The following is a 26,376-nucleotide window of genomic DNA, read 5'->3' as shown; positions in this document are numbered from 1 at the left end:
GGAACGTTGTGGAAATTCGCGATCTGACTCCCGAGGACCTCGACGGCGTCCTCGACATCCGCAAGCGCTCGTTCGGCCCGCTTTCGGCTGCTGACACCGAGCGGTGGCGCCGCTCGACGATCCCCTTGCTCGGGGAGGGCCGCTACCTGGGCGCCTTCGACGGCTCCAGGCTCACGGCCGCCGCCCGGCTGCGGCAGTTCACGCAGTGGTGGCACGGCAGGCCGCAGCCGATGGCCGGGATCGCGGGGGTCACCGTCTCGCCCGAAGATCGCGGTCGCGGCGTCGGCACGCTGATCATGCGGGCGGTCATCGACCGGGCCGTGGCGCTCGGCGACGCGGTGTCCGTGCTCTACCCCGCCACCACGCCGATCTACCGGGCCCTCGGCTACGAGCACGCCGGGGCGCAGCACAACGTGCGCCTCCCCGCCGAGGCGCTGCGGCAGATCCGCCCCTCCGGGCAGGTCAAGCTGAGCAGGATGGGGCCCGGCGACGCCGCCGAGGTCATCTCCGTGCTGCACCGCGTACACGGCGCCGCCCGCGCCAGCGGGCCGGTCTCCTGGGACGAGCGCACCTGGAATCTGTGGCTGGAGGACGAGGACGACTTCCTCTACCTCGCCGACGACGGCTTCCTGATCTACCGCTGGAAGGGCGACGACATCCAGGTCGACAACCTCGTCGCCGGCTCCGGGGAGACCGCCAGGACGTTGTGGTCCCTGGTCGGCACCGCCTCCTCGATCGCGCAGCACGTCGTCGCGCCCATGGCGCCTGACGACCCGGTGCTGTGGCTGCTGCGGGAGCGGGGCAAGGAACAGGTCAAGCAGGTGCGCTGGATGTTCAGGGTGCTGGACGTGGCCGCCGCGATCGAGCGCAGGGGATACCCGCTGCCCGTGAGCTGCGAGGCCGTCGTCACCGTGGAGGACCCGGTGCGGGGTGGCGGGACGTGGCGGCTGGAGTTCTCCGGCGGGTCAGGCGCCGCCACGCCGGTCGGGGAGTCCGGTGCCGGCGCGCGGGGCGTGGTGCTCAGTGCGAACGCCCTGGCCGCTCTGTACTGCGGGATTCCGACGGGCACGCTCCGGATCGCCGGGCTCATGTCCGGCGACGACCGGTACGACGAGGCCCTCGACGCCGTCTTCGCCGCCAAGCCGTACATGCTCGACTACTTCTGACAGGCTGTCCCGCGCAGGGGCGCCGGTTCAGAGGCGGTGGACCGGGCGTTTCACGGTGCGCGGCCACCTCGGCCGGGGTAGAGTCTGGTGCCGAACAGGTGTTCGGCGGCGCGGGAGGACGGGACCGGTGCGGGTGATGGGCGTCGATCCGGGGCTGACCCGGTGCGGCCTGGGCGCTGTCGAGGGCCGCCCGGGCGCGCCATTGACGCTGGTGGGCGTCGGAGTGGTCCGCACCGGCGCGGACGAGGAGCTCGGCGCGCGGCTCATCGGCATCGAGGCGGGCATCGAGCAGTGGCTCGACGACGTCCGTCCCGACGCGGTGGCGGTCGAGCGGGTCTTCAGCCAGCACAACGTACGCACCGTCATGGGCACCGCCCAGGCCGCCGGCATCGCCGTGCTGTGCGCCGCCAGGCGGGGCCTGCCCGTGGCGCTGCACACCCCGTCCGAGGTCAAGGCCGCCATCACCGGCAGCGGCACCGCCGACAAGAAGCAGATCGGCACCATGGTCACCCGCCTGCTACGGCTGCCCGAGATGCCCAAGCCCGCCGACGCCGCCGATGCCCTCGCGCTGGCCATCTGCCACGTGTGGCGCGGCGGCGCCCAGTCCCGCCTCGCCGAGGCCCTGGCCCGAGCCACACGAAAGGACGTCAGGCCATGAACGCGTCGGCCGCGGCGAGTCGGACGACGACGGCCTCAGCGGTGGGGAGCCGGGTCGTGGACGCGCCGATCCGGCTGAGTCGAAGCCCGGTCGTGTCAGCGGCGGAGCGCGGGGTCGCGATCGTGTCAGCGGTGGAGCGCGGGGTCGCGATCGCGTCGGCGCCCGGGCGTGCGGCAGTGCGTGCGTCGGTGTTCCGGGACGGGGCTTCCGCGGCGCGGGTAAGGGCTGGAGTCGTGTCGGTGGACGGGCGTGGAGCTGTGGTGGCGGCGGGGGACGAGCTGTGATCGCGTCGGTGGCGGGACGGGTGGCGGCGATCGCGCCGGACGCGGCGGTGATCGAAGTCGGTGGGGTGGGCATGCTCGTTCACTGCACCCCGGGCACGCTCGCCACGCTGCGCGTCGGCGAGGCGGCCCGGCTGTCGACGACGCTGGTGGTGCGGGAGGAGTCGCTCACCCTCTTCGGCTTCGCCACCGACGACGAGCGGGCCGTGTTCGAGCTGCTGCAGACCGCCAGCGGCGTCGGGCCCAAACTGGCACTCGCCATGCTCGCCGTGCACACCCCCAACGCGCTGCGGGTGGCCGTGGCGAGCGCCGACCTCAAGGCGCTGACGCAGGTGCCGGGCATCGGGCAGAAGGGCGCGCAGCGTATCGTGCTGGAGCTCAAGGATCGGCTAGGGACGCCCGAGGAGGCCGTCAACGCCGCGCTCAACGGGCAGCGGCGGGTGGCGGTGTGGCGGGAGCAGGTCCACTCGGGGCTGGTGGGGCTGGGCTACTCCAGCAAGGACGCCGACGAGGCGCTCGCCGCCGTGGAGCCGGACGCCGACGCCGACCTTGCCGCCGGCCGCCAGCCCCAGGTCGCCGCCCTGCTGAAGGCGGCACTCCGATCGCTGAGCGTGCGATGATCGCGCTCCGGTCCCGTTCCGGTGGCTCTGTTTTCTCCTTTGGCAAGGCCGCCTCGCCCCGTCGCTGCGCGGTGACTGCTGAGGGCCGTACGGTGAGAACTTCGGACCCTGAGGTTCGCAACCCGGCGAGGGGGTGTGGTGGGCGTGGGATTTGAGCGAGAGCTCGTGTCGGCCGATGCCACGGGCGACGAGCTGCAGATCGAGGCGGCCCTGCGGCCCAAGCGGCTCGGCGAGTTCATCGGCCAGGGCAGGGTGAGAGAGCAGCTGTCGCTCGTGCTCGAGAGCGCCCTGCGCCGGCGGCGCCCGCCCGACCACGTGCTGATGAGCGGGTCCCCGGGACTCGGCAAGACGACCCTGGCCATGATCATCGCGGCCGAGCTGAACGCGCCGCTCCGCATCACCTCGGGACCTGCGCTGGAGCGCGCCGGCGACCTCGCCGCCATCCTGTCCACGCTGGCCGAGGGCGAGGTGCTGTTCATCGACGAGATCCACAGGATGGCCAGGCCCGCCGAGGAGATGCTCTACCTCGCCATGGAGGACTTCCGGGTCGACATCATCGTCGGCAAGGGCCCGGGCGCCACCGCCATCCCGCTCGACATCGCGGCGTTCACCCTGGTCGGCGCCACCACACGGGCCGGCCTGCTGCCCGCGCCGCTGCGCGACAGGTTCGGCTTCACCGCGCACATGGACTTCTACGAAGCGGCCGAGCTGGAGCAGGTGCTCTTCCGCTCGGCCAAGCTGCTCGGCGTCGGCCTCCCCGCCGAGGGCGCCCATGAGATCGCCAGGCGCTCGCGCGGCACGCCCCGCATCGCCAACCGCCTGCTGAGACGCGTACGCGACTTCGCCGACGTCCGGGCCGACGGCGTGATCAACCGAGAGATCGCCGCCGCGGCGCTCAACCTGTACGAGGTGGACGCCGAAGGGCTCGACCGGCTCGACCGGGCGGTGCTCGGCGTGCTGCTGAAGAAGTTCGGCGGCGGCCCGGTCGGCCTTTCGACGCTCGCCGTGGCCGTGGGGGAGGAGCCGGAGACGGTCGAGGTGGTGGCCGAGCCCTTCCTCGTACGCCAAGGACTGCTGGCCAGGACGCCGCGCGGCCGGGTGGCGACCGCGGCCGCGTGGGCGCACCTGGGAATGACGCCGCCCCCAGATGCGTTCGGAGCCGTGCTTTTCGACTGATTACAGAACGGTTGCAACCGTTTCAAATCGGGAACTTCCCCGCGCGCCGAAACGCTGCCTCGTTGCCGCGTTTCGCAACAAGCGCCTACACTCCGTGGCTTGGCTGGCTGTGTAGGCTGACGGGCTGAGCGGCGCGGCCCGAAGCAACGCATGGAATTTCCGGCGCCAGGCCGGTGTCAACTTTTTGTACGACAATGGAAGGTCGCCCCTTATGGACATGGGACAACTCGGTAGCATCCTGCCACTGATTCTTCTGGTGGTGGTCTTCTACTTCCTGCTGATCCGCCCTCAGCGCAAGCGCCAGCAAGAGGCGGTCAAGATGCAGAACTCCCTGGCACCCGGCGCCCGCGTCATGACCACGACCGGTCTGTTCGGGACCGTCGTCGCGGTGGACAATGAGGACGTCATCCTCGAGGTCGCGCCCGGCATCGAGACCCGCTGGGTGAAGGCCGCGATCGGTCGCGTCATCGCGCCCGGCGAGGCTCCGGCGGCGGAGGACGACGACGCCGACGAGTCCGGGGAGGACAAGAACGAGTCCGAGCCCACCGCGGATCGCAACGACGGCCAGGACTCCAGCAGCAAGCAGTCCTGACTAAGCTCTGCGACAAACCTCTATCCGAAAGAACTGACGACCAGTGGCCCGACCGACCAGCCGCCACAGCCGACCGGGGCGAACGCTCCTGGTGCTGCTGGCGCTCATCCTCGCCCTGGGCGGGACGATGTTCCTGCAGAAGGCGTATACGCCCAAGCTTGGACTCGACCTCGCCGGCGGCACGACGGTGACCCTGTCCCCCGTGACGCAGAACGGTGCCTCTCCTCCTGAGGAGATCATGGACCGCGCGGTCAACATCATCCGCGACCGGGTCAACGGCACCGGCATCTCCGATGCGGAGGTCGCCAAGTCAGGCGACAACATCATCATCTCCATCCCGGGCGTCGGACAGAGCGAGGCCATCCAGCTGGTCGCCACCACCGCGGAGCTGCGCTTCCGCCAGGTGCTCGCCATGGAGGCCACGCAGATCCCGCAGGAGCTGGCCACCAACGCTCCCACGCCGACCGCCTCGCCTTCGGCCTCCGCGACGGGGTCGGCCAAGCCGTCGACCCAGCAGTCGGCGGGCACGCCGGCGCCCAGCGCCTCTCCGACGGGCAAGGCCCTGTCGTCGGCGCTGACCGCGCCGACCCCGAGCGCGCAGCCGTCGGCCACGCAGAGCGGGCAGAAGCAGGACAAGAAGGGCCAGAACGCCAAGGCCACGCCGACGGCGAGCCCGACCGCGCAGGCCAGCACGCCGCCCGCTCAGGACCCCAACGCCGGCATCAACACCGAGGGCATCGACCCCGCGGTGCTCAAGCAGTTCCAGGCGCTCGACTGCGCCGACCCCAAGAAGCGCGGCCAGGGCGTCCAGGACGACCCGACCAAGCAGTTCGCCGCCTGCGAAACCGACGGCAGCTTCAAGTACGTCCTCGACGTCGCCAAGGTCGTCGGCACCGACATCGACACCGCCAGCGCGGGCATTCGCCAGGGCACCACCGAGTGGATCGTCCAGCTCGACTTCAAGAGCAAGGGCGCGGGCGAGTGGAGCAAGCTCACCACGCAGGCCTACAACTCGCAGGAGCCGCGCAACAAGGTCGCGGTCGTCCTCGACGGCGTCGTCATCACCGCGCCCAACATCATCAGCCCGATCCCCGGCGGTCGGGCCGAGATCACCGGCGGCTTCACCCAGGCCAGCGCCACCACCCTGGCCGACCAGCTGAAGTACGGCGCGCTGCCGCTGAAGTTCAACCGCAGCTCCGTCGACACGGTCTCCTCGACCCTGGGCCAGGACCAGCTGCGGGGCGGCCTGATCGCGGGCGTCATCGGCCTGGCGCTCGTGGTGCTCTACTGCATGTTCTACTACCGGGGCCTGGGCATCGTGGCGGTGCTGAGCCTCGTCGTGGCGACGATCCTCACGTACACGGCGGTGGTCGTGCTCGGCCACAACGCCAACTTCCGGCTGTCGCTCCCGCACATCATCGGTCTGGTGGTCTCGATCGGCATCACCGCCGACTCCTTCATCGTCTACTTCGAACGCATACGTGACGAGATGAAGGAGGGGCGGCGCTCGCTGCGGGCGGCCGTCGAGGTGGCCTGGGTCCGTGCCCGGCGCACGATCCTGATCGCCGACGCCGTCATGTTCATCGCCGCGATCGTGCTCTATTTCCTGGCGGTCGGCGGCGTGGCCGGATTCGCGTTCGCGATGGGCCTGACCACGCTGATCGACGTCGTGGTGGTGTTCCTGTTCACGAAGCCTTTCATCGCCATGCTGGCGAAGGTGAAGTTCTTCGCCAAGGGGCACCCGCTGTCCGGCCTCGACGCCGAGCGCATGAGCGAGGTCGGCAGCACGACCGGCCGCACGACCACTCCGCAGGAGGCATGAGATGGGACTCGCGCGTCGCCTCTACCGCGGCGAGATCGACGTCGACTTCGTCGGCAAATGGAGGCTGTGGTACAGCCTGTCCGGCTTCCTGCTGCTCGTGTCGCTGGCCGGATTGCTGTTCAATGGCCTCAACCTGGGCGTGGAGTTCAAGGGTGGCACGGTCTTCTCGTTCAAGGCCGCCTCTCAGGTCACCGTCGAGCAGATCCGCGAGTCCGTTCTCGATGAGGGCGTGCACCAGGTGATCGTGCAGTCGGCCGGTGAGGGCTGGCGGGTCACCACCGAGAGCCTTTCCGAAAGCCAGCTGACCCAGGTGCAGTCCGAGATCGCCAAGGACTTCGACACCCCGGTCGGGGAGGTCAGCGTTCAGTCCATCGGCCCGTCCTGGGGCGGTGAGGTGTCCAACAAGGCCTGGATCGGCCTGGCCGTGTTCATGCTGGCGATCATCTTGTACCTGTCGATGGCGTTCGAGCCGAAGATGGCGCTCGCAGCCATCGTCGCGCTCGTCCACGACCTCGTGATCACGGCCGGCATCTACGCCTGGTCGGGGTTCGAGGTCACGCCGGCGACGCTGCTCGGCTTCCTGACCATCCTCGGTTACTCGCTCTACGACGCGGTCGTCGTGTTCGACATGATCAAGGAGGTCACGGCCAAGCTGGGGCACACGTCGAAGATGACGTACTCGATGGCGGCCAACAACGCGCTCAACCACACGCTGATCCGGTCGCTGAACACCTCGCTGGTCGCGATCCTGCCGGTGGCGGCGATCCTGTTCATCGGGACCACGCTGCTCGGCGCGGGCACGCTGAAGGACCTGTCGCTGGCCCTGTTCGTCGGCATGATCGTCGGCACGTACTCCTCGCTCTGCGTGGCCACGCCGCTGCTGGTGACGCTGAAGGAACGCGAGCCGAAGTACCAGGCCATCGCCAGGAGGCTGGCCTCCACGGGTGGTGGCAAGAAGGGTTCCAAAAGCACCGCGGTAGCCAAGGGGTAGCCCGGACCGCATGGCCGACGCCCTCGCCCGTGACCGGGCGGGGGCGTCGCGTTGTGCCCGGCCCAGGCCCCCGCCGGCCGTCACGGGCTTGACGTGCCGCCGCCCGCCGATCGCAGGGGAAATGGTCGGAGGACGTCGCGGAGGGGCGGGGAGGGCGTCCTGGGCGGCGGGAGTGGGGCGGGACTGGTCGGCATGAGGGCTGGCATGCACCATCATGGAGCCCGGCACACGGCCGGTGGAGAGAGGCGAGGGACACCCCATGAGCGAGCTGCGCACGATGATCTTGGATCGGATCCGGGACATCCCGGATTATCCGAAGCCGGGAGTCATGTTCAAGGACATCACCCCGCTCCTGGCGGACCCGGTGGCGATGGCGGCCGTGGTGGACGAGCTGGCCGGGCTGCACCAGGTGGACAAGATCGTGGGGATCGAGGCACGCGGATTCATCCTGGCCGCGCCTGTGGCGTACCGGGCGGGGGCCGGTTTCGTGCCGGTGCGGAAGAAGGGGAAACTGCCCGCCGAGACCTTCGAAGAGTCCTACGATCTGGAGTACGGCTCCGCGACCATCGAGGTGCACCGCGACGCTTTCGCGCCTGGTGACCGGGTCCTCATCGTCGACGACGTGCTCGCCACGGGCGGCACGGCGAAGGCGACCGTGGAGCTGGTGCAGCGGGCCGGCGGCGACGTCGTGGGCATCGCGGTGCTCATGGAGCTGGCATTTCTCAAGGGCCGTGAGCGTTTGACGGGAGTGGAGTTGCACTCCCTGGTGATCGTCTGAGCCCGGCCCGCGACAGCCGGCCTTTGCCACCTGGATACACTGGGGGATCTGGACTCGAACGTGAGGAGCCAAATCGCGTGAGGAGTCATTGCGGGAGGAGTCTGAGTGCCCCGTGATGCGGTCGTGCCCGACGTAACCGACTCCGGCAGTGCCGAGCCGAGCGGCGTACCAGCGACGCGCCGGCGGAGGTTTGGGGGTGGGGCCATGAACCCTGTGCTGGAGCCGCTGTTCCGCACGGTCCGCGCCACCCACCCCAAGGCCGACCTGCGCGTGATCGAGCGTGCCTACGACGTCGCCGCCTACCACCACCGTGACCAGAAGCGGAAGTCCGGCGACCCGTACATCACGCACCCGCTCGCCGTGGCCACCATCCTGGCCGAGCTCGGCACCGACGACGAGACGTTGTGCGCGGCGCTGCTGCACGACACGGTCGAGGACACCGCCTACAGCCTCGACGAGCTGCGCGGCGACTTCGGCGAGACCATCGCGTCCCTGGTCGACGGCGTGACCAAGCTGGACAAGGTGAAGTTCGGCGACGCCGCGCAGGCCGAGACCGTGCGCAAGATGGTCGTCGCCATGGCACGTGACATCCGCGTGCTGATCATCAAGCTGGCCGACCGGCTGCACAACATGCGCACCATGCGCTACTTGCCCGAGCACAAGCGGCACCAGAAGTCCCGCGAGACCCTGGAGATCTTCGCGCCGCTGGCCCACCGCCTGGGCATGAACACGATCAAGTGGGAGCTCGAGGACCTCGCCTTCGCCATGCTCTACCCCAAGCGCTACGACGAGATCGCGCGCATGGTGTCGGAGCGGGCGCCGCGCAGGGACCTGTTCCTGCAGGAGGTCATCGAGAAGGTCTCCGGCGACCTGCGCGAGGCGAAGATCCGAGCGGTGGTCAAGGGCCGGCCGAAGCACTACTACTCGGTCTACCAGAAGATGATCGCGCGTGATGTGGCGTTCGACGACATCTACGACCTGGTGGGCATCCGCGTCCTGGTCGACACCGTGCGCGACTGCTACGCGGCGCTCGGGACCATCCACGCCCGGTGGAACCCGGTGCCTGGGCGGTTCAAGGACTACATCGCGATGCCCAAGTTCAACATGTACCAGTCGCTGCACACGACGGTGATCGGTCCCGAGGGCAAGCCGGTGGAGCTGCAGATCCGCACCCACGCGATGCACCACAGGGCCGAGTACGGCGTGGCCGCGCACTGGAAGTACAAAGAGGAGGTCGGAGCCCCGCCCGGAAAGGTGAAGCCCGGCAGCGACATGGCCTGGCTGCGCCAGCTCCTCGACTGGCAGAAGGAGACCTCCGACCCGGGCGAGTTCCTGGATTCGCTCCGCTTCGACCTGTCGGTGTCCGAGGTCTACGTGTTCACCCCGAAGGGGCAGGTCATCGCCCTGCCTGAGGGTGCCACCCCCGTCGACTTCGCCTACGCCGTCCACACCGAGGTGGGCCACCGCTGCATCGGGGCCCGAGTCAACGGGCGGCTGGTGCCGCTGGAGTCGCGGCTCGGAAACGGCGACACCGTCGAGATCTTCACCTCCAAGTCGCCGGACGCCGGGCCGTCGCGCGACTGGCTGAAGTTCGTCAAGTCGGGCCGGGCCCGCAACAAGATCCGGCAGTGGTTCTCCAAGGAGCGCCGCGAGACCGCGATCGAGGCGGGCAAGGAGGCCATCGGCCGCGCCATGCGCAAGCAGGGACTCCCGCTGCAGCGGTTGATGTCCGGCGAGGCGCTGCTGGCGCTGGCCCGCGACCTGCGCTACCCCGACGTGTCCGCGCTGTACGCGGCCGTGGGGGAGGGGCACATCGCGGCGCAGGCCGTCGTGCAGAAACTCGTGGCCTCGATCGGCGGCGTCGACAGCGCCGAGGAGGACATCGCCGAGACCGCCCTGCCGACCCGGCTGCGTGGCCGTCCCCGGGGTGCGGGCGGCGCGGGCGTCGTGGTGGCCGGGGACGCCGACGTGTGGGTACGCCTGTCGAAGTGCTGCACCCCGGTGCCCGGTGACGAGATCGTCGGATTCGTCACCCGCGGGCACGGCGTGTCCGTGCACCGGGGTGACTGCACCAACGTGCAGCAGCTGAAGACGCAGCCGGACCGGCTGGTGGAGGTCAGCTGGTCGCCGAGCGACGACAGTGTCTTCCTGGTGGCCATCCAGGTGGAGGCGCTGGATCGGCCGCGCCTGCTGTCCGACGTCACCCGGACGTTGTCCGACCAGCACGTCAACATTCTGAGCGCGTCGGTCACGACGTCACGGGATCGGGTGGCGATCAGCAAGTTCACGTTCGAGATGGGCGACCCGAAGCACCTGGGGCACGTCCTGAAGGCCGTGCGCAGCATCCAGGGCGTCTTCGACGTCTACCGGGTAAGCGGCGCCGGCGGCTGACCCGGCCGGGTCGCCGTCGGCCACCAAGGCAGCGTCCGCCACTCACCGCAGGGACAGCGTCCGGCGCTCACCGCCTCGGTGCGGCGCGGCCGGCGCCTCGCCACGGCTTCGGCGCGCTGGCTGACGTCCTTTGCCGGGCGGCTCGTCGGGAGGCGTTTGCTCGCCTTCGCGGAGCGCCCGCCACTGCCGGTCTCCGGAACAGCGCCCGCCTCAGGAACATTGGCAGGGCGACGGCCCTGGCCGGCCGAGATTTCCCAGAGTTCGGGCGAACTGAAGGTTCCTCACGCTGAACCCAGGGGTCTTCAGGCTTCATGGACGATTTTGGCCCTTGGGTTCGTCTCGACTGGCGGGGTCCTGTTCCTCCGCAGTGCTCGTCAAGAGCCGCTGGGCGGCGTCGGCGTAGCGGATGGCGGTCTTGGGATCGAGGCCGAACACCGCGGCAAGGTGGAGAGGGTCCGGGCCGTTTGTCAGAGCCTCGTCGAGTTGGCGATGGACGCGGAGCCGTTCCAAGGTGGCGGTATGGCCGCGGAAGGAGTCGGTGAGATGGACCTTGCTGACCGGGCCGGTCTCCATCGCGGTCTGCTGGTTGATGATCAAATGCGGCCAGGAACGCGTCCACCACCCGACGCTGACCGCACCGAACCGGCACCGCGGTCTTGGAGTTGGATGCCGACGAAGCAGGGCGGCTTCACCACGTCGAATGAGGCTCGCGCCTTTGGAGAAACCGCCCTGTGGGGAGGGTTATCCGACCGCGTAGGCGCGGTGGATGGTCTGGCTGACGGTGTTGCCCGCGGTATCGGTCGACGTGGCGTGCAGGGACACGAAGCCTGCCGTGCGCGGGTTGGTCAGCTGCGCCGTCCAGCCCGAGCCCTCGGCCCTGACCCGGATGTCGCGCCAGGTCGCTCCGTCATCGACGGACATCTGCAGGTGAATGGACTTCACGGCCGCCGCGGGAGCGCCGGGATTGCGTTCGATCCAGATCGGCACCCGGGTGGACGATCCGGGCTTGGCGCGGTTGTACTCGTCCAGCCCCTTGGGCGAGTAACGGATCGCCGTCAGGGCCAGCGCTTCCCGCTTCGCGGTGCTCGCCGAGCGGAACGTCCACGTCGATTCCACCTTCGTGGACAACGTGGAGTACGGCACCTGCCGGCCGGCCGTCGCGCTGAGCGTGTACCTAGCGGGCTCCGCGGGAAGGCCGGCGGTCAACCGGCAGGAATCGACCTCCCACCGCCCGCACCTGGTGTAGTCGATCATGAAGACGACCTGATCGCCCTTGGCGAGGCTGACGGTGCCGGTGGCCGCGCCATCCATGCCGACCCGGCCGGGCACGCCCTCGGAGAACAGCCGGGCGCCGTCGAACGTCACGGTGTCCCCCTCCCGCCAGGCGCCCAAAGTGGCGAAGGACGGGCCGCTCACCGCAACGCCCCACGTCTGCCGATCGCCGCCGTCGCCGGTGGGTCCCGTGGCCCCAGTGACCACGGATTCGCCGACGCGCAGAGCGCTGGACCACTTGTGCCCTCGCGTCCGGTATTCCGTCAGCTTGCCCGGCAGCGGCACATCGTTCGTGGGGGTCAGGAATCCGTCAGAAATGCCTTCGATGGCGGTCGCCACGAAGTAGGTGCCCTTCGCGGCCGTTCCGGCGCCGCGGAAGGTCGTGGTCACCTTGTCGAGGTCCTTCACCCTGGCCGTGTAGGTGGGGTCTTCGGGGATGCCGTCGTGGCGTTCGTCCACCAGGTCGTAGCGGACGGGGGTGGGAGAGGCGTCCTTCGTGTGGAAATGCATCCTGGTGACGTACTTGAGGCCGGGTTGCTTGGAGGCGAGCACGAAGTACACGGCGCTGGGGTCGGGCCTGCCTCCGGCCCAGCCGAGGTACCACGAACCGTTGATCACCCACATCTCGGTCCACCCGCTGGTGACAGCCGTGGGCTCGTCCAGGGTGAACTTGATCGGTTTGGCCTGGCGCGTGTCCAGAACGATCTCCCTGCCCTGTTCACCGACCTTCACCGGCAGGTGCGTGGTCGTGATGCGCGTGCCTTCGTAGATGTCCACGTACAGGCTCCACTCACCGGCGGGGAGCCGGTAGGTGTCCGGCGCGCCGAGAAGGACCATCCGGAGACTCTCGCCCTTGCCGTTGTAGAACTCCCCGATCGCGTCTACGGCCCGGCCGTCGGTGCCGAGTGCGCTGATCTTCACGTCGTAGGCTTCCGGCTCCACGTACGCGGTGGCAACGGTACGGACGATAAGGTCACCTGATCGGGCCGTGATGGTGCCCGGGTGATCACCGGGCTGCTTGCCGGTCCCGTCGATTGTCACGGTGACCGATGCCGTACCCTTGGCGGGCACCTCGACCCGCTGTGCCGAGGTGCGCAGCACGTCGCCGTCCACGGTGAGGTTCAGCGTGACCACAGAGTCGCCGGCGTTGGTGTAGGAGATCTCCTTGGTCGCCTGCCGCCCGCCGGATCCGCCCCAGCGGAAGATCGTGCCGACGTTCGCGGGACTGGCGTACACCTGCTGCCCGACCGCCCGGACCACGTCGACGCGTCCGGCGCCCTGGTCGAAGTGCCTGGCGCCGGCCTGCGGCGCGGCGCTGCCGATGAGCGCGGCCTTGAGCTGCTCGCCATTCCAGGCCGGGTGCTGCTGGGCGAGGATCGCCGCCGCGCCCGCGACGTGCGGCGCCGCCATGGAGGTGCCGCTATGGGCGACGTACGGGCCGTCTGCCGTGCCCTGCGCGGCCGCCGCCATGATGCCGACGCCAGGAGCGGTCACGTCGGGCTTGATCGCGTGATCGCCCAGTCTGGGGCCGCGGCTGGAGAATTCGGCCATCTGGTCGGACTTGTCGACCGCGCCGACCGTAAGTGCCGCCTCGGCGCTGCCCGGACTGCTGACCGAGCCGGGTACTGCGTCGTTGCCCGCCGCGATGACGAACAACGCTCCCGTACGCGCTGACAAGGTGTTGACGGCGTGCTCCAGCGGATCGATGCCGGGCGTGTCCGGGCCACCGATGCTCATGTTGATAATCTTCGCTCTGACCTCGGCGGCGGCCCATTCCATGCCCGCCAATACGGCCGATTCGTTGACGTACTCTCCGCCGACCTTGCCAAGCGCGATCTTCGCGCCCGGCGCGACGCCCCGATACTTCTCTCCAGCTCCCGCCACGATGGAAGCGACATGGGTACCGTGGCCGACGCCATCGGTGACGTCGGGTTCGTCGGAGAAGTTCCGCGACTGCGTGACCACATCCTTGAGATCGGGATGGGTGGCGTCGTAACCGGAGTCGAGCACGGCGACCGTGACACCGGCTCCGGTCAGCCCCTGTTGCCACGCCTGCGGAGCCCCGATCTGCTTGACACTCTGGTCAAGGGTGATGGGCCGCTTCCCGTCCAGCCAGATCTTCGACTTGCCCGCGGCCAGTGATCGGGCGCCGCCGACCAGGCTCTGCCAGGTCTGGCCCGCCGTCGCTTTGGAGACGCTCGTGGTGGCCAGTCCGAGCCCGGCCAGTTCCTTGGCCTTCCGCGCTCCGCTGAGCGCCTGTGCCGCCTTCCCCTTGGCGGACTGGACGATCAGCGGTATCTCCGCCTTGTAGGCGTCGCCGTACCGCCAGGTGAGCAGCTGCGTGACGTCGAACAAGCGCTCATCCAGCAGGCCCTGGGCCAGCAGCCGTTTGGCGTCCTCTGGAATGACGTGAAGGTGACCCTGACGGCGCTGAACGTCGAAGCGATCTTTTCTGCCCGGGCCAGGCTCGATCCGGTAACCGTTCGCTGTGACGGTCACCCGGTCACCGGTCAGCAGCGTCACCGAGCCCGACACCCCGGCCACGGGAGCTACCGGCTCGGCCGCCTGCGCGGCGCTCGTGGTGCCGCCTGCGATGACAGATACCGCCACCATCATGGCGATAGTTGCGTGGGTTAATTTCATCTGCTCTCTCATGGTCGATGTGCGGAGAGTTGACATCAGTTCTCGACGCCGCAGGCTCGATAGGTTCACGCGCCATCGCCGAGTCGGGATATGCGGGCCGGGAAGGGGCTCGTAGCGCTTGACCCGATCCCCGAATGGATGGTTCGTCGAGGCCGGCGCCGAGGCGCAAGATCACCATGTCGCGGGAAGGCGATCATCACCGGTTGGTGGCGGGGCAATGGCCGGATCAGGAGAGTCCGCGATCATCACCACCGCCCTCGCCCACGGAAGTCCTCCGATGAGGCAGAGACGCTGATGGCCTGGGAAGCAACTCTGCCGTACTTCTGGTCAGCAGTGGACCTCGGAGATGGACGCGTCGGGAGACAGGCGGCATGGAGGCTCCAGGACGAAGGGGGGCGGCGAGTCAGGTGAGGGCGTGGCGAATGGTGTCGATGACGCGTTCCCGCTCGGTGGTGCCGAGCGTGACTGAGCACGGCAGGTGCATCGCGGCGGCGGCCAGCCGATCGGCGACCGGGCGGGGCGCTGATCAGTGTGCTCTCCCAGCGGAGGCTGATCGTGGTCAGCCAGTGGGTCGGCCGGGCCTCGGCCGCTGGATCGGGGAAGGTGATGGAGTCGAGGTCGTCCGGTCTGGTAACGGTGGCGATAGCGTGCTTGGCGACCAGGAAGTCCGGCCTTGAGGTCCTAAGGGCGCCAGCGAGAGCAGAACTCTGATCATGCTCATGCCTTTCCGAACTCGTCACTCGTGGTCGCGAGGGGCGCCGCTCCCGGGGCGCCACGAGCGGCACCCCGGGAGCGCTGCGTCAGACGAGCTTGCGGTAGATCCTGGACGGGATGGCCTGAGCCGCGCCCTCCCGGCCGAACTCCTGGTAGACCCGCGACGTGATCTCCATGGCCTTGGGGGAGTAAGCGGGGTAGAAGTCCTTACCGCACTCCAGGTCCTTCAGCGCCGCCTTGATCTCCTTGTCCAGGTACGGCCTGGCCTGTGCGGGCTTCAGGTTCGGCCGGAAGATGACGGTCTTGCCCCGGGGCGCCTTGGGCAGCTCGCTCTTCCACGCCTTCTTGGCGACGTCCGAAGCCTGCCGCACGATCTTCGTGTGGCTCAGACCGTCCAGCGCGGTCGGCTCGGTCCGGCTGACGCCCAGGCACGCGGCGAACTGCTTGCCCAGCCGGACGAGCTGCTTGTCCTGGTCGAGGACGCTCAATGACTTCCGCTCCGCCGCTTCGAGCTGGTCGTGGTAGTCGTCCTGGGAGGTGACGGTCTTGCCCAGCACCTCCTTGACCGCCTGGGAGAAGCAGGACTCGTCGGCGACGCGCCACTTCTTCAGATGGCCGGCCGAGAGCGACATCAGCATCTTGTCGTTCGGGTTCTCGTGCTGGACGGGGTTGACGACCTTGTCCTTCGGATAAACGTTCGGGGACCAGACACCGAAGCCGTACTTGGCCCGGTACGCCCGCAGCGCCTCCAGGTCACCCGCGAGCCGCTCCTGCTGCCCGGGCTGCCACTTGTACCGAGGCTCCGGCGAGGCCACGTAGTCCAGGCCCCGCTCCGTCATGCAGGCGACGCGCTTGGCCTCCAGTTGGGTCTGCTTCTCGTACGCGGCGGCGTCCCCCGACGGCGGTGAGGTGAGGCCGCCGAACGAGCCGGCGAGCAGGGTGGCCGCGATCGCCTTGGCGATGAACATGGATGTGATCCTTCTTTCTTGGGGCATGCCGGATCGATTTGAGGGCATGCGAAACACAACTCACGGCGGAAAGGCCGGATCAGGGGAAAGTCTCAGCAGGGGATTTTCATGCGGGACGCCTTCGGCGACACCTCGGGCAAGCTGGGGGCGAGATCGACGGCGAGCACCGCGGTGCCGGTCACCACGCCCTTCTTCTCGGTGTACTCGCCGCCGGAGGGCGTTTTCACCTTGTGGTCGCTGGTGTTGACCGTGCGCTCGCCCAGGTAGCGATAGGTCGTCCGATCGAAGATCAGCTCGGACCGGGTGCCGTTGCCCTCGTCCATGGCGACGGCCAGGCCGGGGCGGCCGGTGACGTCGACGGTGTCGGGGATGAGCACGATGCCGTCCAGCTCAGCGGCGACCTGGTACAGCGCGGCGCCCAGGCTGGGCCGTACTACGGATTCGGCGACCAGGCTCTGGAGGGAGCGCCAGATGCGCAGCGGCTTCTCGCCGGTGTCGGCCACGATCTTCGCGCGTACCTGGGCGGGGTCTGTTGGCCAGGCGCCCAGCCGGGCGTATGCCGGCTGGCCGGGGCAGGCTGCCGCCTCGGACACGATGTCCTCGACGCCGCGGTCCCAGTACTTGCGGGGCGCTGGTCCTGTGGCCGACAGGTTCTGGCTGCGGCTCAGCCAGGGCTTGCCCACGTCGGCGGCTTCCCAGCGCTCCTCGTTGACCAGCACGTTGGTGTAGAGCGTCCGGCCTGACTCGTCCTTGGTGTACAGGCTGTGCTGGGCCAGCGTCTTGGTGTGGACGTACTGGCCGCGGGCCGGCACGGTGTCAGGCTGGCCGGCGGCGGCCCGCGCGGCCAGGGTGAGCAGCGCTTTGGCGTCAGCCGGGGGGGCGGCGATGAGGTATCCGGGGGTACGCGGGTCGGAGCCACCCAGACTCACCTGGGTGGCGATGATGCCGCCGGTGAGCAGCATCGCTATGGCGCCGACCAGGGCGACTCGCCGGATCGGCAGCGCGGCTGGCCACCTGCGGCGCGGACGGTCCAGCCGTGACGCCTGTGCCTGGCGGGTGAGGCGGAGGAGGCGGTCACGCCCCTTGGCCGCCGCCTCTGGCGTGGGCTCGGGCTCCGCGAACACGGCCTCGATCAACTTCAGCTCGTCCATCACCATTCCCCGATCGGGTTGACGTCGCCCAGTGTCTTGCGCAGCTTTTTCCGTGCCCTGTTGATCCGGGATCCGACAGTCCCGACCGGTATGTCCAGGGCAGTGGCGATCTCCTCGTAGCCCAGCCCGCCGAACACGGACAGGAACACCACGTCGCGATCGCCCTGAGCCAGGCCCTTCAGCCCCCGTACGAGCTCCGGCCGGCTGGCCTGGGCCGCGAGCTGCGAGGTCACCCGGTCCTCGTGCCCGTCGGCGGAGTCCTCAGCCGCGAGCTTGCTGAGCGCGTTCAGGCGGCGCCCCTCTCTGCGGCGGTGCCGGGCCACGACGTTGGTGGCGATGCCGAATAACCACGACCGCACGGTGCCCCTGTGCGGGTCGAAGCCGTGCCTGCCGTTGAACGCGAGCAGGAAGGCGTCCGCGACCAGGTCCTCGGCGTGCTCGCTGCCGAGCCGGGCGGCCAGATAGCGGTAGACCTCCTTGAAGTACCGGTCGTACAGGAGGGCGAAAAGCTCGGGATCGTCCAGCGACCGCTCGACCACGGTGACGTCTTCCATCACATCGCCGGCGTCAGGTGGTGCAGTCATGGCGTCCTTCCAAAGGCAACTGTCGCCCAGTGTTCGCCGCTCAGCAGGTTTTCTTCACGCCAATTTCCGGCGCGGCCATCGAAGCCACCTGGCGGGAACATGCCCTCAACGCCGAAGACGGCTGGTCAGCCTCCATGCTCATGGCCCTGTCCGGCCGCCGGAACCTGGGTACCTTGGGCGTTTACGTCCAGCCCAGCACCGAAGCTGTCGCCGCTGCGCTCGCTGATCAGGACCCAGGCCGTCGACGCCGCTGATCATCCCTGTCGCGTAATGAACGCCTGAATCGGGCTAACGCAATCCCGTGTACCTGGTGACAGCAGTCTTACCGACCTCATTCGCCGCCGTGCTGCAGCTCACCTGTATCGGACCGCCGGATGGCGGTAGGTCCGATGGCGTCAGCCCGCTACCGCCACTGACCGATTGGTTGCTGCTCAAGGGCCGATGCCGGCTCCTGCGGCGCCCACGGCGCCCGACCGGCGAGTTCTTCGAACGCGGACGCTGCAAGTCGGCCAGGAAGAGCTGCTGGTGGCGGATCTTGCGCAGGAATGGCTCCAAGACGGTGCCCCGTGCCTGGGGTGAGGTGCTGGCCTCCAGGCTGGCCTGAATCCAGCACAGTCGGCAGTATCCCTTCTTCAGCGCAACGACCCGGTGGCAAGCTGCGCACTGGCCGGGCTCGTGGTTCACGCCGAAGGACTGACACGCTCCGCAGAACAGTCGCAGCGGCAATGATCCCCAGGCCAGACAGCCGGTGCAGGTCGAGGGTGGTCGAGGGCATCCGCGACGGGTCATGTCACACCGGCGGCAGTGAGCGTCCGTCCCGCCGCTTGGGGGTCACCGACGGACCTGCGGACGAGACCGCTGCGGGCTGCTGACCGGCCTGTTCGTCGGTGCGCTTGACCTTGTCGGGTTCGGGGATGAGCAACTCGTCGACACCGCAGCCGAGGACGGCGCAGATGACGTCGAGGTCGTCGAGTTTGATGCTGGCCGGCTCGCCCGACCACAACCCGGACATCTTCCCGGCGCTGATCGTCAGCCCGCGGTCGGCGAGCATGCGCTGCAACTCGCTGGCCTTCCAGATACCGCGGTTGGCGGCGGCCAGCCGCAGGTTCCACCTCATGTGCTCTCCCCCTCCAGGGTGGGTAGCCCGGCCGAGTGAGCGACTGCGGTCGTCGCCAGACCGCGGTTGACCGGGTCCAGGCCGGTGAGCGCGTCGCGCAAGTCGACCGGGATGCCGCCGCTCATGCTCGCGGCGATCCGCAGCACGGCGCGTTCGCCACGACGCGGCCGAACAAGCGACCGGCCTGCCAGGCCTAACGATGCCACGTGCGGTGACCCCAAGCGCAATCAAGACTTACCTGGCGGCTGGGGACACGTTCGGGAGCGGAGGGCCGCCGGGCGGGTCAGCGGGGGCGGAGGTCGGGGAGGTTGACGACGATGGCCTCCTGAGTGCTGCGGGCGATCACGACGACCGCCTCCTGCGACGGGTCCGGGTTCTCCTCGCGATGCGGCACGTACGGCGGCACGAAGATGTAGTCGCCGGGCTTGGTCTCCAGCCGCACCTCCCGCGCCCCCTCCAGGAACACGAACGACGGCGTGCCGCTGACCACGTAGATCGCCGTCTCCGACGCCCCGTGGTGATGGTCGGACGACCGGGTGGCGGGCGCGACGTGCGTCTGCCCCATCCACAACCGCGCCGACCCGGCGGTGGCCCCGCTGATGGCGGCCAGCCGCCGCATGCCCGAGCTCTGCGCCGTGTCGCCCGAGAGCCCCTCTGAGGGCACGTGACGCAGCGGCCGGTGGAACGGGTCACCCTCGGCCCGATAGCCCTCCCAGAGACGCCCTCCCGCCCGCTCAAGCACGTCCGAGGCCACGGCGGCCAGCCTTGCCGGGTCATCATGCGCGGCGAGCAGCTCGGCGGCCAGGTCCGGGTCGTGCGCGCGCAGTTCGCGCAGCAGCCACTTGCCGCTGCCCTGCCACCTGCGTCCGAACCCCAGGGCCATCCTGGCCGTCTCCTGCACCACCTGCCACCGGATGAACGTCTGCTCGCCGGCATCCGTCGCCCCTGACAGGTCGTCCAGCAGGTCGGAGAGCGCGTATCTGGCCCGCTCGGCCTCCGTGTCCGTCCATCCCCCGGGACCGGCCGCCAGGCGCCCGCTCAGAGCCGCCTGCAGGTCGCTGGCCCGTCCGCTGGTCCGGTCGGTCAGCACCGCCCCCTCGGCGCACATGCGCACCAGGGTCGGCTGCCGCCGGTCGAAGTCCTTGTCGAGGTAGGCGTGCAGGCTGGTCTCGCTGTGCACGAACAGTTCGACCGGCCACCCGCGCCACCGCAGCGACTCGCGGTAGGGGACGGGCAGGCCGTCAAGCACCACGACGACGTCCAGGTCAGAGGTGCTGGTGCGTTGCTCGGTGAGCACGCTGCCGCCGACGAAGGCGTACAGGGCCCCCGGGAACATCTCCTCGACGAGAGCACGAGCGACGCTGACGGGATCCATGGCGCAAGCCTAGATCGCAGGCCACTCCGCGTGCCGCCCGATTCCCCGCGATCGGGCGGGGAAAGTCACGTCAGCTGAACTCGGCCAGCGTCCGCTCGGCCTCCTCGAGCCAGGAGCGGCGGGCCACCAGGGCTTCCTCGGCCTCCTTGACGTCCTTGGCGCGCCCGGCCGCCTGCGCCTTGGCCAGCCGCTTCTCCAGCTGCTCGATCGAGGTGCGCAGCTGGTCGACCGTGCTCTGCGCGCGGGCTCTGGCCTCGGGGTTGGACCGCTTCCACTCGGCGTCCTCGGCCTTGCGCACGGCCTCGTCGACCTTGCGCAGCCCGCCCTCGAGCCGGTCGCGCTGCTCGCGCGGCACCGGACCCGCGGCCTCCCAGCGCTCCAGGATGTGACGCAGCGCGCCCCGGGCCGTGCGTACGTCCGTGACCGGGAGGATCTTCTCCGCCTCGGCGAGAAGCTCCTCCTTGACCTGTGCGTTGGCCGCCAGCGAGGCGTCGCGTTCGGCGAAGACCGCCGAACGGGCCTGGAAGAACTGGTCCTGCGCGCCCTTGAAGCGGGCCCACAGCTCATCCTCGGCCTCGCGCGAGGCCCGGCCCGCGCTCTTCCACTGCTGCATCAGCTCGCGGTAGACAGCCGCGGTCTGACCCCAGTCGGTCGAGTCGGCCAGCGCCTCGGCTTCGGCGACGATGCGCTCCTTGGCCGCGCGAATGCCCTCGCGCTGCTCGTCCAGCCCCGCGAAGTAGTGCTTGCGCCGCTTGGCGAACGCCGTGCGGGCGGCCGACAGCCGCTTCCACAGCGCCGCCTCGGTGACCCTGTCGATGCGGTCCGCGGCCTTCCACTCCTCGACCAGCTGGCGCAGCCGCTCGCCGCCCGACTTCCAGTGGGTGGTCTCATCGGCGATCCGCTCGGCCTCGCCGACGATGCGTTCCTTGACCGCCCTGGCCTCGGCGCGCGCGTGCTCGCGGGCCGCCTTGACCTCCTCGCGGCGCTGGGCGACCAGCTCCGTCAGGCCGTCCAGCCGGGTGGTCAGCGCGGCCAGGTCGCCGATGGCGTGGGCGTCCGCGACGGCCTCGCGCAGCTTGGCGATGCTGGCCTCGGCCTGCGCCGGAGCCAGATCGGTGCCCCTGACCCGCTGCTCGAGCAGCTGAACCTGGCCCGCCAGCTCGTCGTACTTGCGATGGAAGTAGGCCAGTGCCTCTTCGGGTTCACCGGCCTGCCAGGAGCCGACGGCCCGCTCACCCTCAGCCGTACGCACGTAGACGGTGCCGTCGTCGTCTACCCGGCCCCATGGGTCGGTGCTCACCGTGTCCTCCCGCACTATCCATCAGACCCTTCGGGACTACTTCGTCCCTAGTTTGTATTACGTCAGCTCTTGCCGGCGATTGTCACGTCTTTGATTTCGAGGGTTTGCTTCGGTGCTCCCGTCCCGTCCCCCATGTCGGCGATGACGCCTGCTTTGTTTACCTTGTCCAGGATGTCCAGCCCCTTGGTGATCGTACCCACCGGTGTGTAATCCGGGGTGAGTCCGATGTCTCCGTAAACGAGGAAGAACTGGCTGCCCGTGCTGCCCGGCGCCTGGGTTTTGGCCATCGCCATCACGCCGCGCTTGTACTGGGCGCCCTGGAGGTTCTCCTCGGCCATGACGTAGCCGGGGCCGCCCGAGCCGTCCTGGCTCTTGCCGTCGGCCTTGGCGGTCGGGTCGCCGCACTGCAGCATCGGGAACTTGTCGCTGCCGAGCCGGTGGCACTTGCTGCCGTCGTAGTATTTCTTCTTCGCCAGGAACTCCAGTGAGTTGGTCGTGCAGGGCGCCTTGGCGTTGTTCAGCTCGACCACGATGTCGCCCTGGTTGGTCTTGAACGTCATCGTCTTCGTCGCGGGCGTGGTCTTGACCTTCGCCGGCGGCATGCCGACGTCCTTGACCTGCCCGCCCGCGGTGTCCTTGGCGTAATCGCACGTGCCGGTCGCCGCGTCGTACGGCTTCGGCCCCGTGTTCGCGCTGGGCGACGCCGCGGCGGTGTCCGCGGGCGACGCCGTGGGCGAGGCGGCCGCCTCCGTCGCCGGGTCGTTGCCGCCCAGCAGCGCCACCGCCGCCACGATGCCGCCGATGACGATCACCACGCCCACGGTGGAGCCGATGATCGCCGTGCGCTTGGCCTTCTGCTCGCGCTCGAGACGGCGCTGCATCTGCCGCTCGTGGTGCTCGCGCGCCAGCTGCTTCTGCCGGTCCTTCCCCGTGGCCACCGCTTTGCCTCCCATAGTCAATCAACTGAGGTGGGCGAATCGTATCGGCCAATGGGTAATGATTCGCAGCCCGGCGACCCGCACCGGTACCCTTCGGTTACATTCCCATTGGCTTTTCGACGAGATCACCTGAGGCAGATGCTCATCGCAGGCTTCCCCGCAGGGGCCTTCCAGACCAATTGTTACGTCGTCGCGCCCGCCGCCGGTGAGGAGTGCGTGATCGTCGATCCAGGTCAGGACGCGACCGACGGTGTCGAGGAGCTGCTGCGCGAGCACCGGCTCAAGCCGGTCGCGGTCCTGCTCACCCACGGCCACCTCGACCACGTCTGGTCGGTCGCCCCGGTCTGCGGAGCGCGCGACGTCCCCGCGTGGATCCACCCCGAGGACCGCCACCTGCTGAGCGACCCGGCGGCGGGCTGGTCGGACACGAGCGCCTCGCTGTTCGGCGGCCTCACGCTGAGCGAGCCCGACGACGTGCGCGAGCTGACCGACGGCGCCGTGCTGCAGCTCGCCGGCCTCGAGCTCGTGGTGGACCACACGCCTGGCCATACCAGGGGGTCGGTGAGCTTCCGGCTGCCTGACGACGAGATCATGTTCTCGGGCGACCTGCTGTTCGCCGGCTCCATCGGACGCTCTGATCTGCCGGGGGGCGACTATCCGACGATCCTGCGCAGCCTGGCTGCCAAGTGCCTGCCGCTGCCTGACGATACGGTCGTCCTGCCGGGCCACGGACCACAGACCACGATCGGCCGCGAGCGCGCTACCAACCCATACTTGAAAGAAGCAGCGCCGCACGCCGGTCCCACACGAGGGATCTAATGAGCTTCCAAGCACCCAAAGGCGTCAAGGAGTACGTCCCACCGCAGGCCTCGACGTTCTACGCGATTCGCGGAGCGTTCGCGGAGACGGCCAGGCGTGCGGGCTACGCCTACCTCGAGACCGCGGTTTTCGAGGACACCCAGCTGTTCGCGCGCGGCGTCGGCGAGTCCACCGACGTCGTGAGCAAGGAGATGTACACCTTTACCGACCGCGGCGGCAGGTCGCTGACGCTGCGCCCGGAGTTCACCGCCGGCGTGCTGCGCGCGGTCCTGGAATACGGCCTGCACCGCGGCCAGCTCCCGGTGAAGGTCTGGACCGACGGCCCGGTCTTCCGCGCCGAGGCGCCCCAGGAGGGCCGCTACCGCCAGTTCTACCAGCTTGACCTGGAGGCGATCGGCAGCGAGGACCCGGCCGTCGACGCCGAGACCATCGCGCTGGCCTGGCAGTGGTATTCCGCGCTCGGCCTCACCCAGGTGCGGTTGCTGCTCAACTCGCTGGGCTGCAAGGAGTGCCGCCCGGCTTACCGCGCCCGGTTGCAGGAGTTCCTGCGCGCGCTCGACCTTGACGAGGCCACCAGGGCCCGAATCGAGATCAATCCGTTGCGCGTGCTCGACGACAGGCGCCCCGAGGTCCGTGCGCAGCTGGAGGGAGCGCCGCTCATCGGCGACCACCTCTGCCCTGCCTGCCAGGCCTACCACGACCGGGTCAAACAGCTGCTGGCCGACCTCGGCGTCTCGTGGGAGGACGCGCCCAGGCTGGTGCGCGGGCTCGACTACTACACCCGCACCACCTTCGAGTTCGACCACCCGCTGCTGGGCGCACAGTCCGGCATCGGCGGTGGCGGCCGCTACGACGGGCTCTCCGAGGCCATCGGCGGGCCACCGCTGCCCGGCATCGGCTTCGGCCTCGGCCTCGACCGCACGGTGATCGCCATGGAGAGGGAGGGCATCGCGCTCGCCGCCCCGCCTCGGTGCGAGGTGTACGGTGTGGCGCTGGGCGACGAGGCGGCGCGCGCCATGTTCAAGCTCGTGAACGAGCTGCGCGCGGCCGGTGTCGCCGCCGATATGGCCTACGGCGGCAAGGGGCTCAAGGGCGCCATGAAGGGCGCCGACCGTTCGGGCGCCGCGTTCGCGCTGATCCTGGGCGAGCGCGACCTGGCGGCCGAGGCCGTGCAAGTGAAAGACCTGACCACCGCTGACCAGACCGAGGTGCCCTTGGCCAAGGTCGTCGAATTCTTGAAAGGGAAAGTGCAGTGATCCGCACGCATACGGCCGGGTCGCTCCGCGAGGAGCACGCCGGGCAGCAGGTGACGCTCGCGGGATGGGTGGCCCGCCGCCGCGACCATGGCGGCGTGGTCTTCATCGACCTGCGTGACGCCTCCGGCTCGGCGCAGGTGGTCTTCCGCGAGGAGGACCACGCCCACGACCTGCGCGCCGAATACTGCGTGAAGGTCGTCGGCGAGGTTCGCCTGCGCCCTGAGGGCAACGAGAACCCCGACCTGCCCACCGGCAGGATCGAGGTCGTGGCCGACACCGTGGAGGTGCTGAGCGAGTCGGCGCCGTTGCCGTTCCCGATCGAGGGCAACGTGGGCGTGTCGGAGGAAGCGCGGCTGAAGTACCGCTACCTCGACATCCGCCGCCAGCAGGTGGCCACCGCGATGCGCACCCGATCCAAGGCCACCTACCTCGCCAACGAGGTCATGCACGAGCTCGGCTTCGTCTACGTCGAGACGCCGACGCTGACCCGCTCCACCCCCGAGGGCGCCCGCGACTTCCTCGTGCCGGTGCGCCTGCAGCCCGGCAGCTGGTATGCCCTGCCGCAGTCGCCCCAGCTGTTCAAGCAGCTGCTGCAGGTCGGCGGGCTCGAGCGCTACTACCAGCTCGCCAAGTGCTACCGCGACGAGGACCTGCGGGCGGACCGGCAGCCGGAGTTCACCCAGATCGACGTCGAGATGTCCTTCGTGGACCAGGAGGACGTCATCGAGGTTGGCGAGAAGCTGATCGGCCGGCTGTGGAAGGAGATCGCCGGCCACGAGCTGCCGACGCCGCTGCCGCGCATGACGTACGCCGACGCCATGGCCCGCTACGGCTCCGACAAGCCCGACCTGCGCTTCGGCCAGGAGCTCGTCGAGATGACCGACTACTTCGCGAGCACGTCCTTCAGGGTCTTCCAGGCCGAATACGTCGGCGCGGTCGTCATGCCGGGCGGGGCCTCGCAGACCCGCAAGGAGCTCGACGGCTGGCAGGAGTGGGCCCGCTCGCGCGGCGCCAAGGGCCTGGCCTACGTGCTCGTGCAGGAGGACGGCACGCTCGGCGGCCCCGTCGCCAAGAACCTGTCCGAGGGGGAGGCCGGCGGGCTGGCGGCCAAGGTCGGTGCCGCTCCCGGTGACGCGATCTTCTTCGCGGCCGGTCCCCGGCACGCCTCCCGCGACCTGCTGGGCGCCGCCCGCCTGGAGATCGGCCGGCGCTGCGGGCTGATCGACGAGTCGGCGTGGTCGTTCCTGTGGGTCGTCGACGCCCCCATGTTCGAGCCGGTGCACGACGAGGTCGGCCGCGAGATCGGCTGGACGGCCGTGCACCACCCGTTCACCGGTCCCAAGCCGGAGTGGGCCGACAACTTCCAGGACCATCCGGGCGAGGCGCTCGCCTACGCCTACGACATGGTGTGCAACGGCATGGAGATCGGCGGCGGCTCGATCCGTATCCACCGGGCCGAGATGCAGCAGCGCGTCTTCGACGTGCTCGGCATCTCCAAGGAGGAGGCGGAGAGCAAGTTCGGCTTCCTGCTCGAAGCGTTCAAGTACGGCCCGCCGCCGCACGGCGGCATCGCCTACGGCTGGGACCGCATCTGCATGCTGCTGTCCGGCGGCGACTCGATCCGCGACGTGATCGCCTTTCCGAAGACGGCCTCCGGCTTCGACCCGCTCACCGCCGCGCCCACGCCGATCACGCCCGAGCAGCGCAAGGAGGCGGGCGTCGACGCCCAGCCCAAGGCGTGAAAGCAAGAACGGCAGGCGCCCG

25 protein-coding genes are annotated in these 26,376 nt (G+C 69.4%); 15 read left to right on the top strand and 10 right to left on the bottom strand.

Annotation, left to right across the window (positions count from 1 at the left end; translation table 11 throughout):
- Positions 1–8: 8 nt before the first annotated feature.
- The 10 genes from ACTWPT_RS41840 to ACTWPT_RS41795 all read left to right on the top strand — a co-directional run bounded on the left by ACTWPT_RS41840 (position 9) and on the right by ACTWPT_RS41795 (position 10,475).
- Positions 9–1,166 (top strand): GNAT family N-acetyltransferase, encoded by a 1,158-nt coding sequence (locus ACTWPT_RS41840; RefSeq protein WP_443183086.1) that lies wholly within the window; start codon positions 9–11, stop codon positions 1,164–1,166.
- Between the two features lie 127 nt (positions 1,167–1,293).
- A complete protein-coding gene (gene ruvC, locus ACTWPT_RS41835) occupies positions 1,294–1,824 on the top strand; it encodes a crossover junction endodeoxyribonuclease RuvC (protein ID WP_443183085.1) in 531 nt (176 codons plus the stop codon).
- Entirely contained in the window at positions 1,821–2,108 is a 288-nt protein-coding gene (locus tag ACTWPT_RS41830) for a hypothetical protein (RefSeq protein WP_443183084.1), read from the top strand. The genes ruvC and ACTWPT_RS41830 overlap by 4 nt, the downstream gene beginning before the upstream one ends.
- The gene (gene ruvA / locus ACTWPT_RS41825) at positions 2,105–2,725 is read left to right on the top strand and encodes a Holliday junction branch migration protein RuvA (protein ID WP_443183083.1); all 621 of its coding nucleotides are present in this window, start codon (positions 2,105–2,107) and stop codon (positions 2,723–2,725) included. The genes ACTWPT_RS41830 and ruvA overlap by 4 nt, the downstream gene beginning before the upstream one ends.
- 144 nt (positions 2,726–2,869) lie before the next feature.
- Positions 2,870–3,901: a Holliday junction branch migration DNA helicase RuvB gene (ruvB, locus tag ACTWPT_RS41820; RefSeq protein ID WP_443183082.1), complete on the top strand. Its 1,032-nt coding sequence runs from the start codon at positions 2,870–2,872 to the stop codon at positions 3,899–3,901.
- Positions 3,902–4,118: 217 nt separating this feature from the next.
- Positions 4,119–4,493, top strand: coding sequence for a preprotein translocase subunit YajC (yajC, locus tag ACTWPT_RS41815; protein ID WP_443183081.1), 375 nt, complete (start codon positions 4,119–4,121; stop codon positions 4,491–4,493).
- A gap of 43 nt (positions 4,494–4,536) precedes the next feature.
- Positions 4,537–6,315, top strand: coding sequence for a protein translocase subunit SecD (gene secD / locus ACTWPT_RS41810; RefSeq protein WP_443183080.1), 1,779 nt, complete (start codon positions 4,537–4,539; stop codon positions 6,313–6,315).
- Position 6,316: 1 nt separating this feature from the next.
- Entirely contained in the window at positions 6,317–7,306 is a 990-nt protein-coding gene (gene secF / locus ACTWPT_RS41805; RefSeq protein WP_443183079.1) for a protein translocase subunit SecF, read from the top strand.
- 259 nt (positions 7,307–7,565) lie between these two features.
- The gene (locus ACTWPT_RS41800; protein ID WP_443183078.1) at positions 7,566–8,084 is read left to right on the top strand and encodes an adenine phosphoribosyltransferase; all 519 of its coding nucleotides are present in this window, start codon (positions 7,566–7,568) and stop codon (positions 8,082–8,084) included.
- Positions 8,085–8,288: 204 nt separating this feature from the next.
- Complete coding sequence (locus ACTWPT_RS41795; protein ID WP_443183077.1) at positions 8,289–10,475, top strand: RelA/SpoT family protein; 2,187 nt, start codon at positions 8,289–8,291, stop codon at positions 10,473–10,475.
- A gap of 309 nt (positions 10,476–10,784) precedes the next feature.
- On the opposite strand, the gene ACTWPT_RS41790 is transcribed toward ACTWPT_RS41795, so the two are convergent.
- The 5 genes from ACTWPT_RS41790 to ACTWPT_RS41770 all read right to left on the bottom strand — a co-directional run bounded on the left by ACTWPT_RS41790 (position 10,785) and on the right by ACTWPT_RS41770 (position 17,807).
- Positions 10,785–11,072, bottom strand: coding sequence for a hypothetical protein (locus tag ACTWPT_RS41790; protein WP_443160609.1), 288 nt, complete (start codon positions 11,070–11,072; stop codon positions 10,785–10,787).
- A gap of 144 nt (positions 11,073–11,216) precedes the next feature.
- Complete coding sequence (locus ACTWPT_RS41785) at positions 11,217–14,357, bottom strand: S8 family serine peptidase (RefSeq protein WP_443183076.1); 3,141 nt, start codon at positions 14,355–14,357, stop codon at positions 11,217–11,219.
- Positions 14,358–15,190: 833 nt separating this feature from the next.
- Complete coding sequence (locus ACTWPT_RS41780; RefSeq protein WP_443183075.1) at positions 15,191–16,072, bottom strand: hypothetical protein; 882 nt, start codon at positions 16,070–16,072, stop codon at positions 15,191–15,193.
- Positions 16,073–16,164: 92 nt separating this feature from the next.
- Positions 16,165–17,223 (bottom strand): CU044_5270 family protein, encoded by a 1,059-nt coding sequence (locus ACTWPT_RS41775; RefSeq protein ID WP_443183074.1) that lies wholly within the window; start codon positions 17,221–17,223, stop codon positions 16,165–16,167.
- Positions 17,223–17,807, bottom strand: coding sequence for an RNA polymerase sigma factor (locus ACTWPT_RS41770; protein WP_443183073.1), 585 nt, complete (start codon positions 17,805–17,807; stop codon positions 17,223–17,225). The genes ACTWPT_RS41775 and ACTWPT_RS41770 overlap by 1 nt, the downstream gene beginning before the upstream one ends.
- A 29-nt stretch (positions 17,808–17,836) precedes the next feature.
- Here ACTWPT_RS41770 and ACTWPT_RS41765 point away from each other — a divergent pair, with 29 nt between their 5' ends.
- Together ACTWPT_RS41765 and ACTWPT_RS41760 are read left to right on the top strand one after the other, a co-directional pair.
- Entirely contained in the window at positions 17,837–18,061 is a 225-nt protein-coding gene (locus ACTWPT_RS41765; protein WP_443183072.1) for a hypothetical protein, read from the top strand.
- A 56-nt stretch (positions 18,062–18,117) separates the two neighbouring features.
- Positions 18,118–18,411: a hypothetical protein gene (locus ACTWPT_RS41760; protein ID WP_443183071.1), complete on the top strand. Its 294-nt coding sequence runs from the start codon at positions 18,118–18,120 to the stop codon at positions 18,409–18,411.
- A 186-nt stretch (positions 18,412–18,597) separates the two neighbouring features.
- Here ACTWPT_RS41760 and ACTWPT_RS41755 read toward each other — a convergent pair whose 3' ends face one another.
- The 5 genes from ACTWPT_RS41755 to ACTWPT_RS41735 all read right to left on the bottom strand — a co-directional run bounded on the left by ACTWPT_RS41755 (position 18,598) and on the right by ACTWPT_RS41735 (position 22,537).
- Positions 18,598–18,924, bottom strand: coding sequence for a helix-turn-helix domain-containing protein (locus tag ACTWPT_RS41755; RefSeq protein ID WP_443183070.1), 327 nt, complete (start codon positions 18,922–18,924; stop codon positions 18,598–18,600).
- Positions 18,921–19,130, bottom strand: a complete 210-nt coding sequence (locus ACTWPT_RS41750; protein ID WP_443183069.1) for a hypothetical protein — start codon at positions 19,128–19,130, stop codon at positions 18,921–18,923. Before ACTWPT_RS41750 ends, ACTWPT_RS41755 begins: the two co-directional genes overlap by 4 nt.
- Before the next feature lie 77 nt (positions 19,131–19,207).
- Positions 19,208–20,299 carry a cupin domain-containing protein gene (locus ACTWPT_RS41745; RefSeq protein WP_443183068.1) on the bottom strand — a complete coding sequence of 364 codons (1,092 nt, stop codon included), beginning with the start codon at positions 20,297–20,299 and terminating at the stop codon, positions 19,208–19,210.
- A 70-nt stretch (positions 20,300–20,369) separates the two neighbouring features.
- On the bottom strand, positions 20,370–21,599 hold the full coding sequence (locus ACTWPT_RS41740; RefSeq protein ID WP_443183067.1) for a DUF349 domain-containing protein: 1,230 nt from the start codon (positions 21,597–21,599) through the stop codon (positions 20,370–20,372).
- 62 nt (positions 21,600–21,661) lie between these two features.
- Complete coding sequence (locus ACTWPT_RS41735) at positions 21,662–22,537, bottom strand: peptidylprolyl isomerase (RefSeq protein WP_443183066.1); 876 nt, start codon at positions 22,535–22,537, stop codon at positions 21,662–21,664.
- Between the two features lie 138 nt (positions 22,538–22,675).
- Between ACTWPT_RS41735 and ACTWPT_RS41730 the strand changes: the two genes are divergently transcribed.
- From ACTWPT_RS41730 to aspS, 3 genes are read left to right on the top strand one after another with little or no spacing between them, the layout of a single operon-like run.
- A complete protein-coding gene (locus ACTWPT_RS41730; protein ID WP_443183065.1) occupies positions 22,676–23,356 on the top strand; it encodes an MBL fold metallo-hydrolase in 681 nt (226 codons plus the stop codon).
- A complete protein-coding gene (gene hisS / locus ACTWPT_RS41725) occupies positions 23,356–24,612 on the top strand; it encodes a histidine--tRNA ligase (RefSeq protein WP_443183064.1) in 1,257 nt (418 codons plus the stop codon). Before ACTWPT_RS41730 ends, hisS begins: the two co-directional genes overlap by 1 nt.
- A complete protein-coding gene (gene aspS / locus ACTWPT_RS41720; RefSeq protein ID WP_443183063.1) occupies positions 24,609–26,354 on the top strand; it encodes an aspartate--tRNA ligase in 1,746 nt (581 codons plus the stop codon). Before hisS ends, aspS begins: the two co-directional genes overlap by 4 nt.
- Positions 26,355–26,376: the final 22 nt, after the last annotated feature.

Origin of the sequence: Nonomuraea sp. 3N208, assembly GCF_052245935.1 — a bacterium.
Classification (GTDB): Bacteria; Actinomycetota; Actinomycetes; order Streptosporangiales; family Streptosporangiaceae; genus Nonomuraea.
Note: the sequence above shows the minus strand (reverse complement) of the source record. Positions and strands in the feature narration are given on the sequence as shown.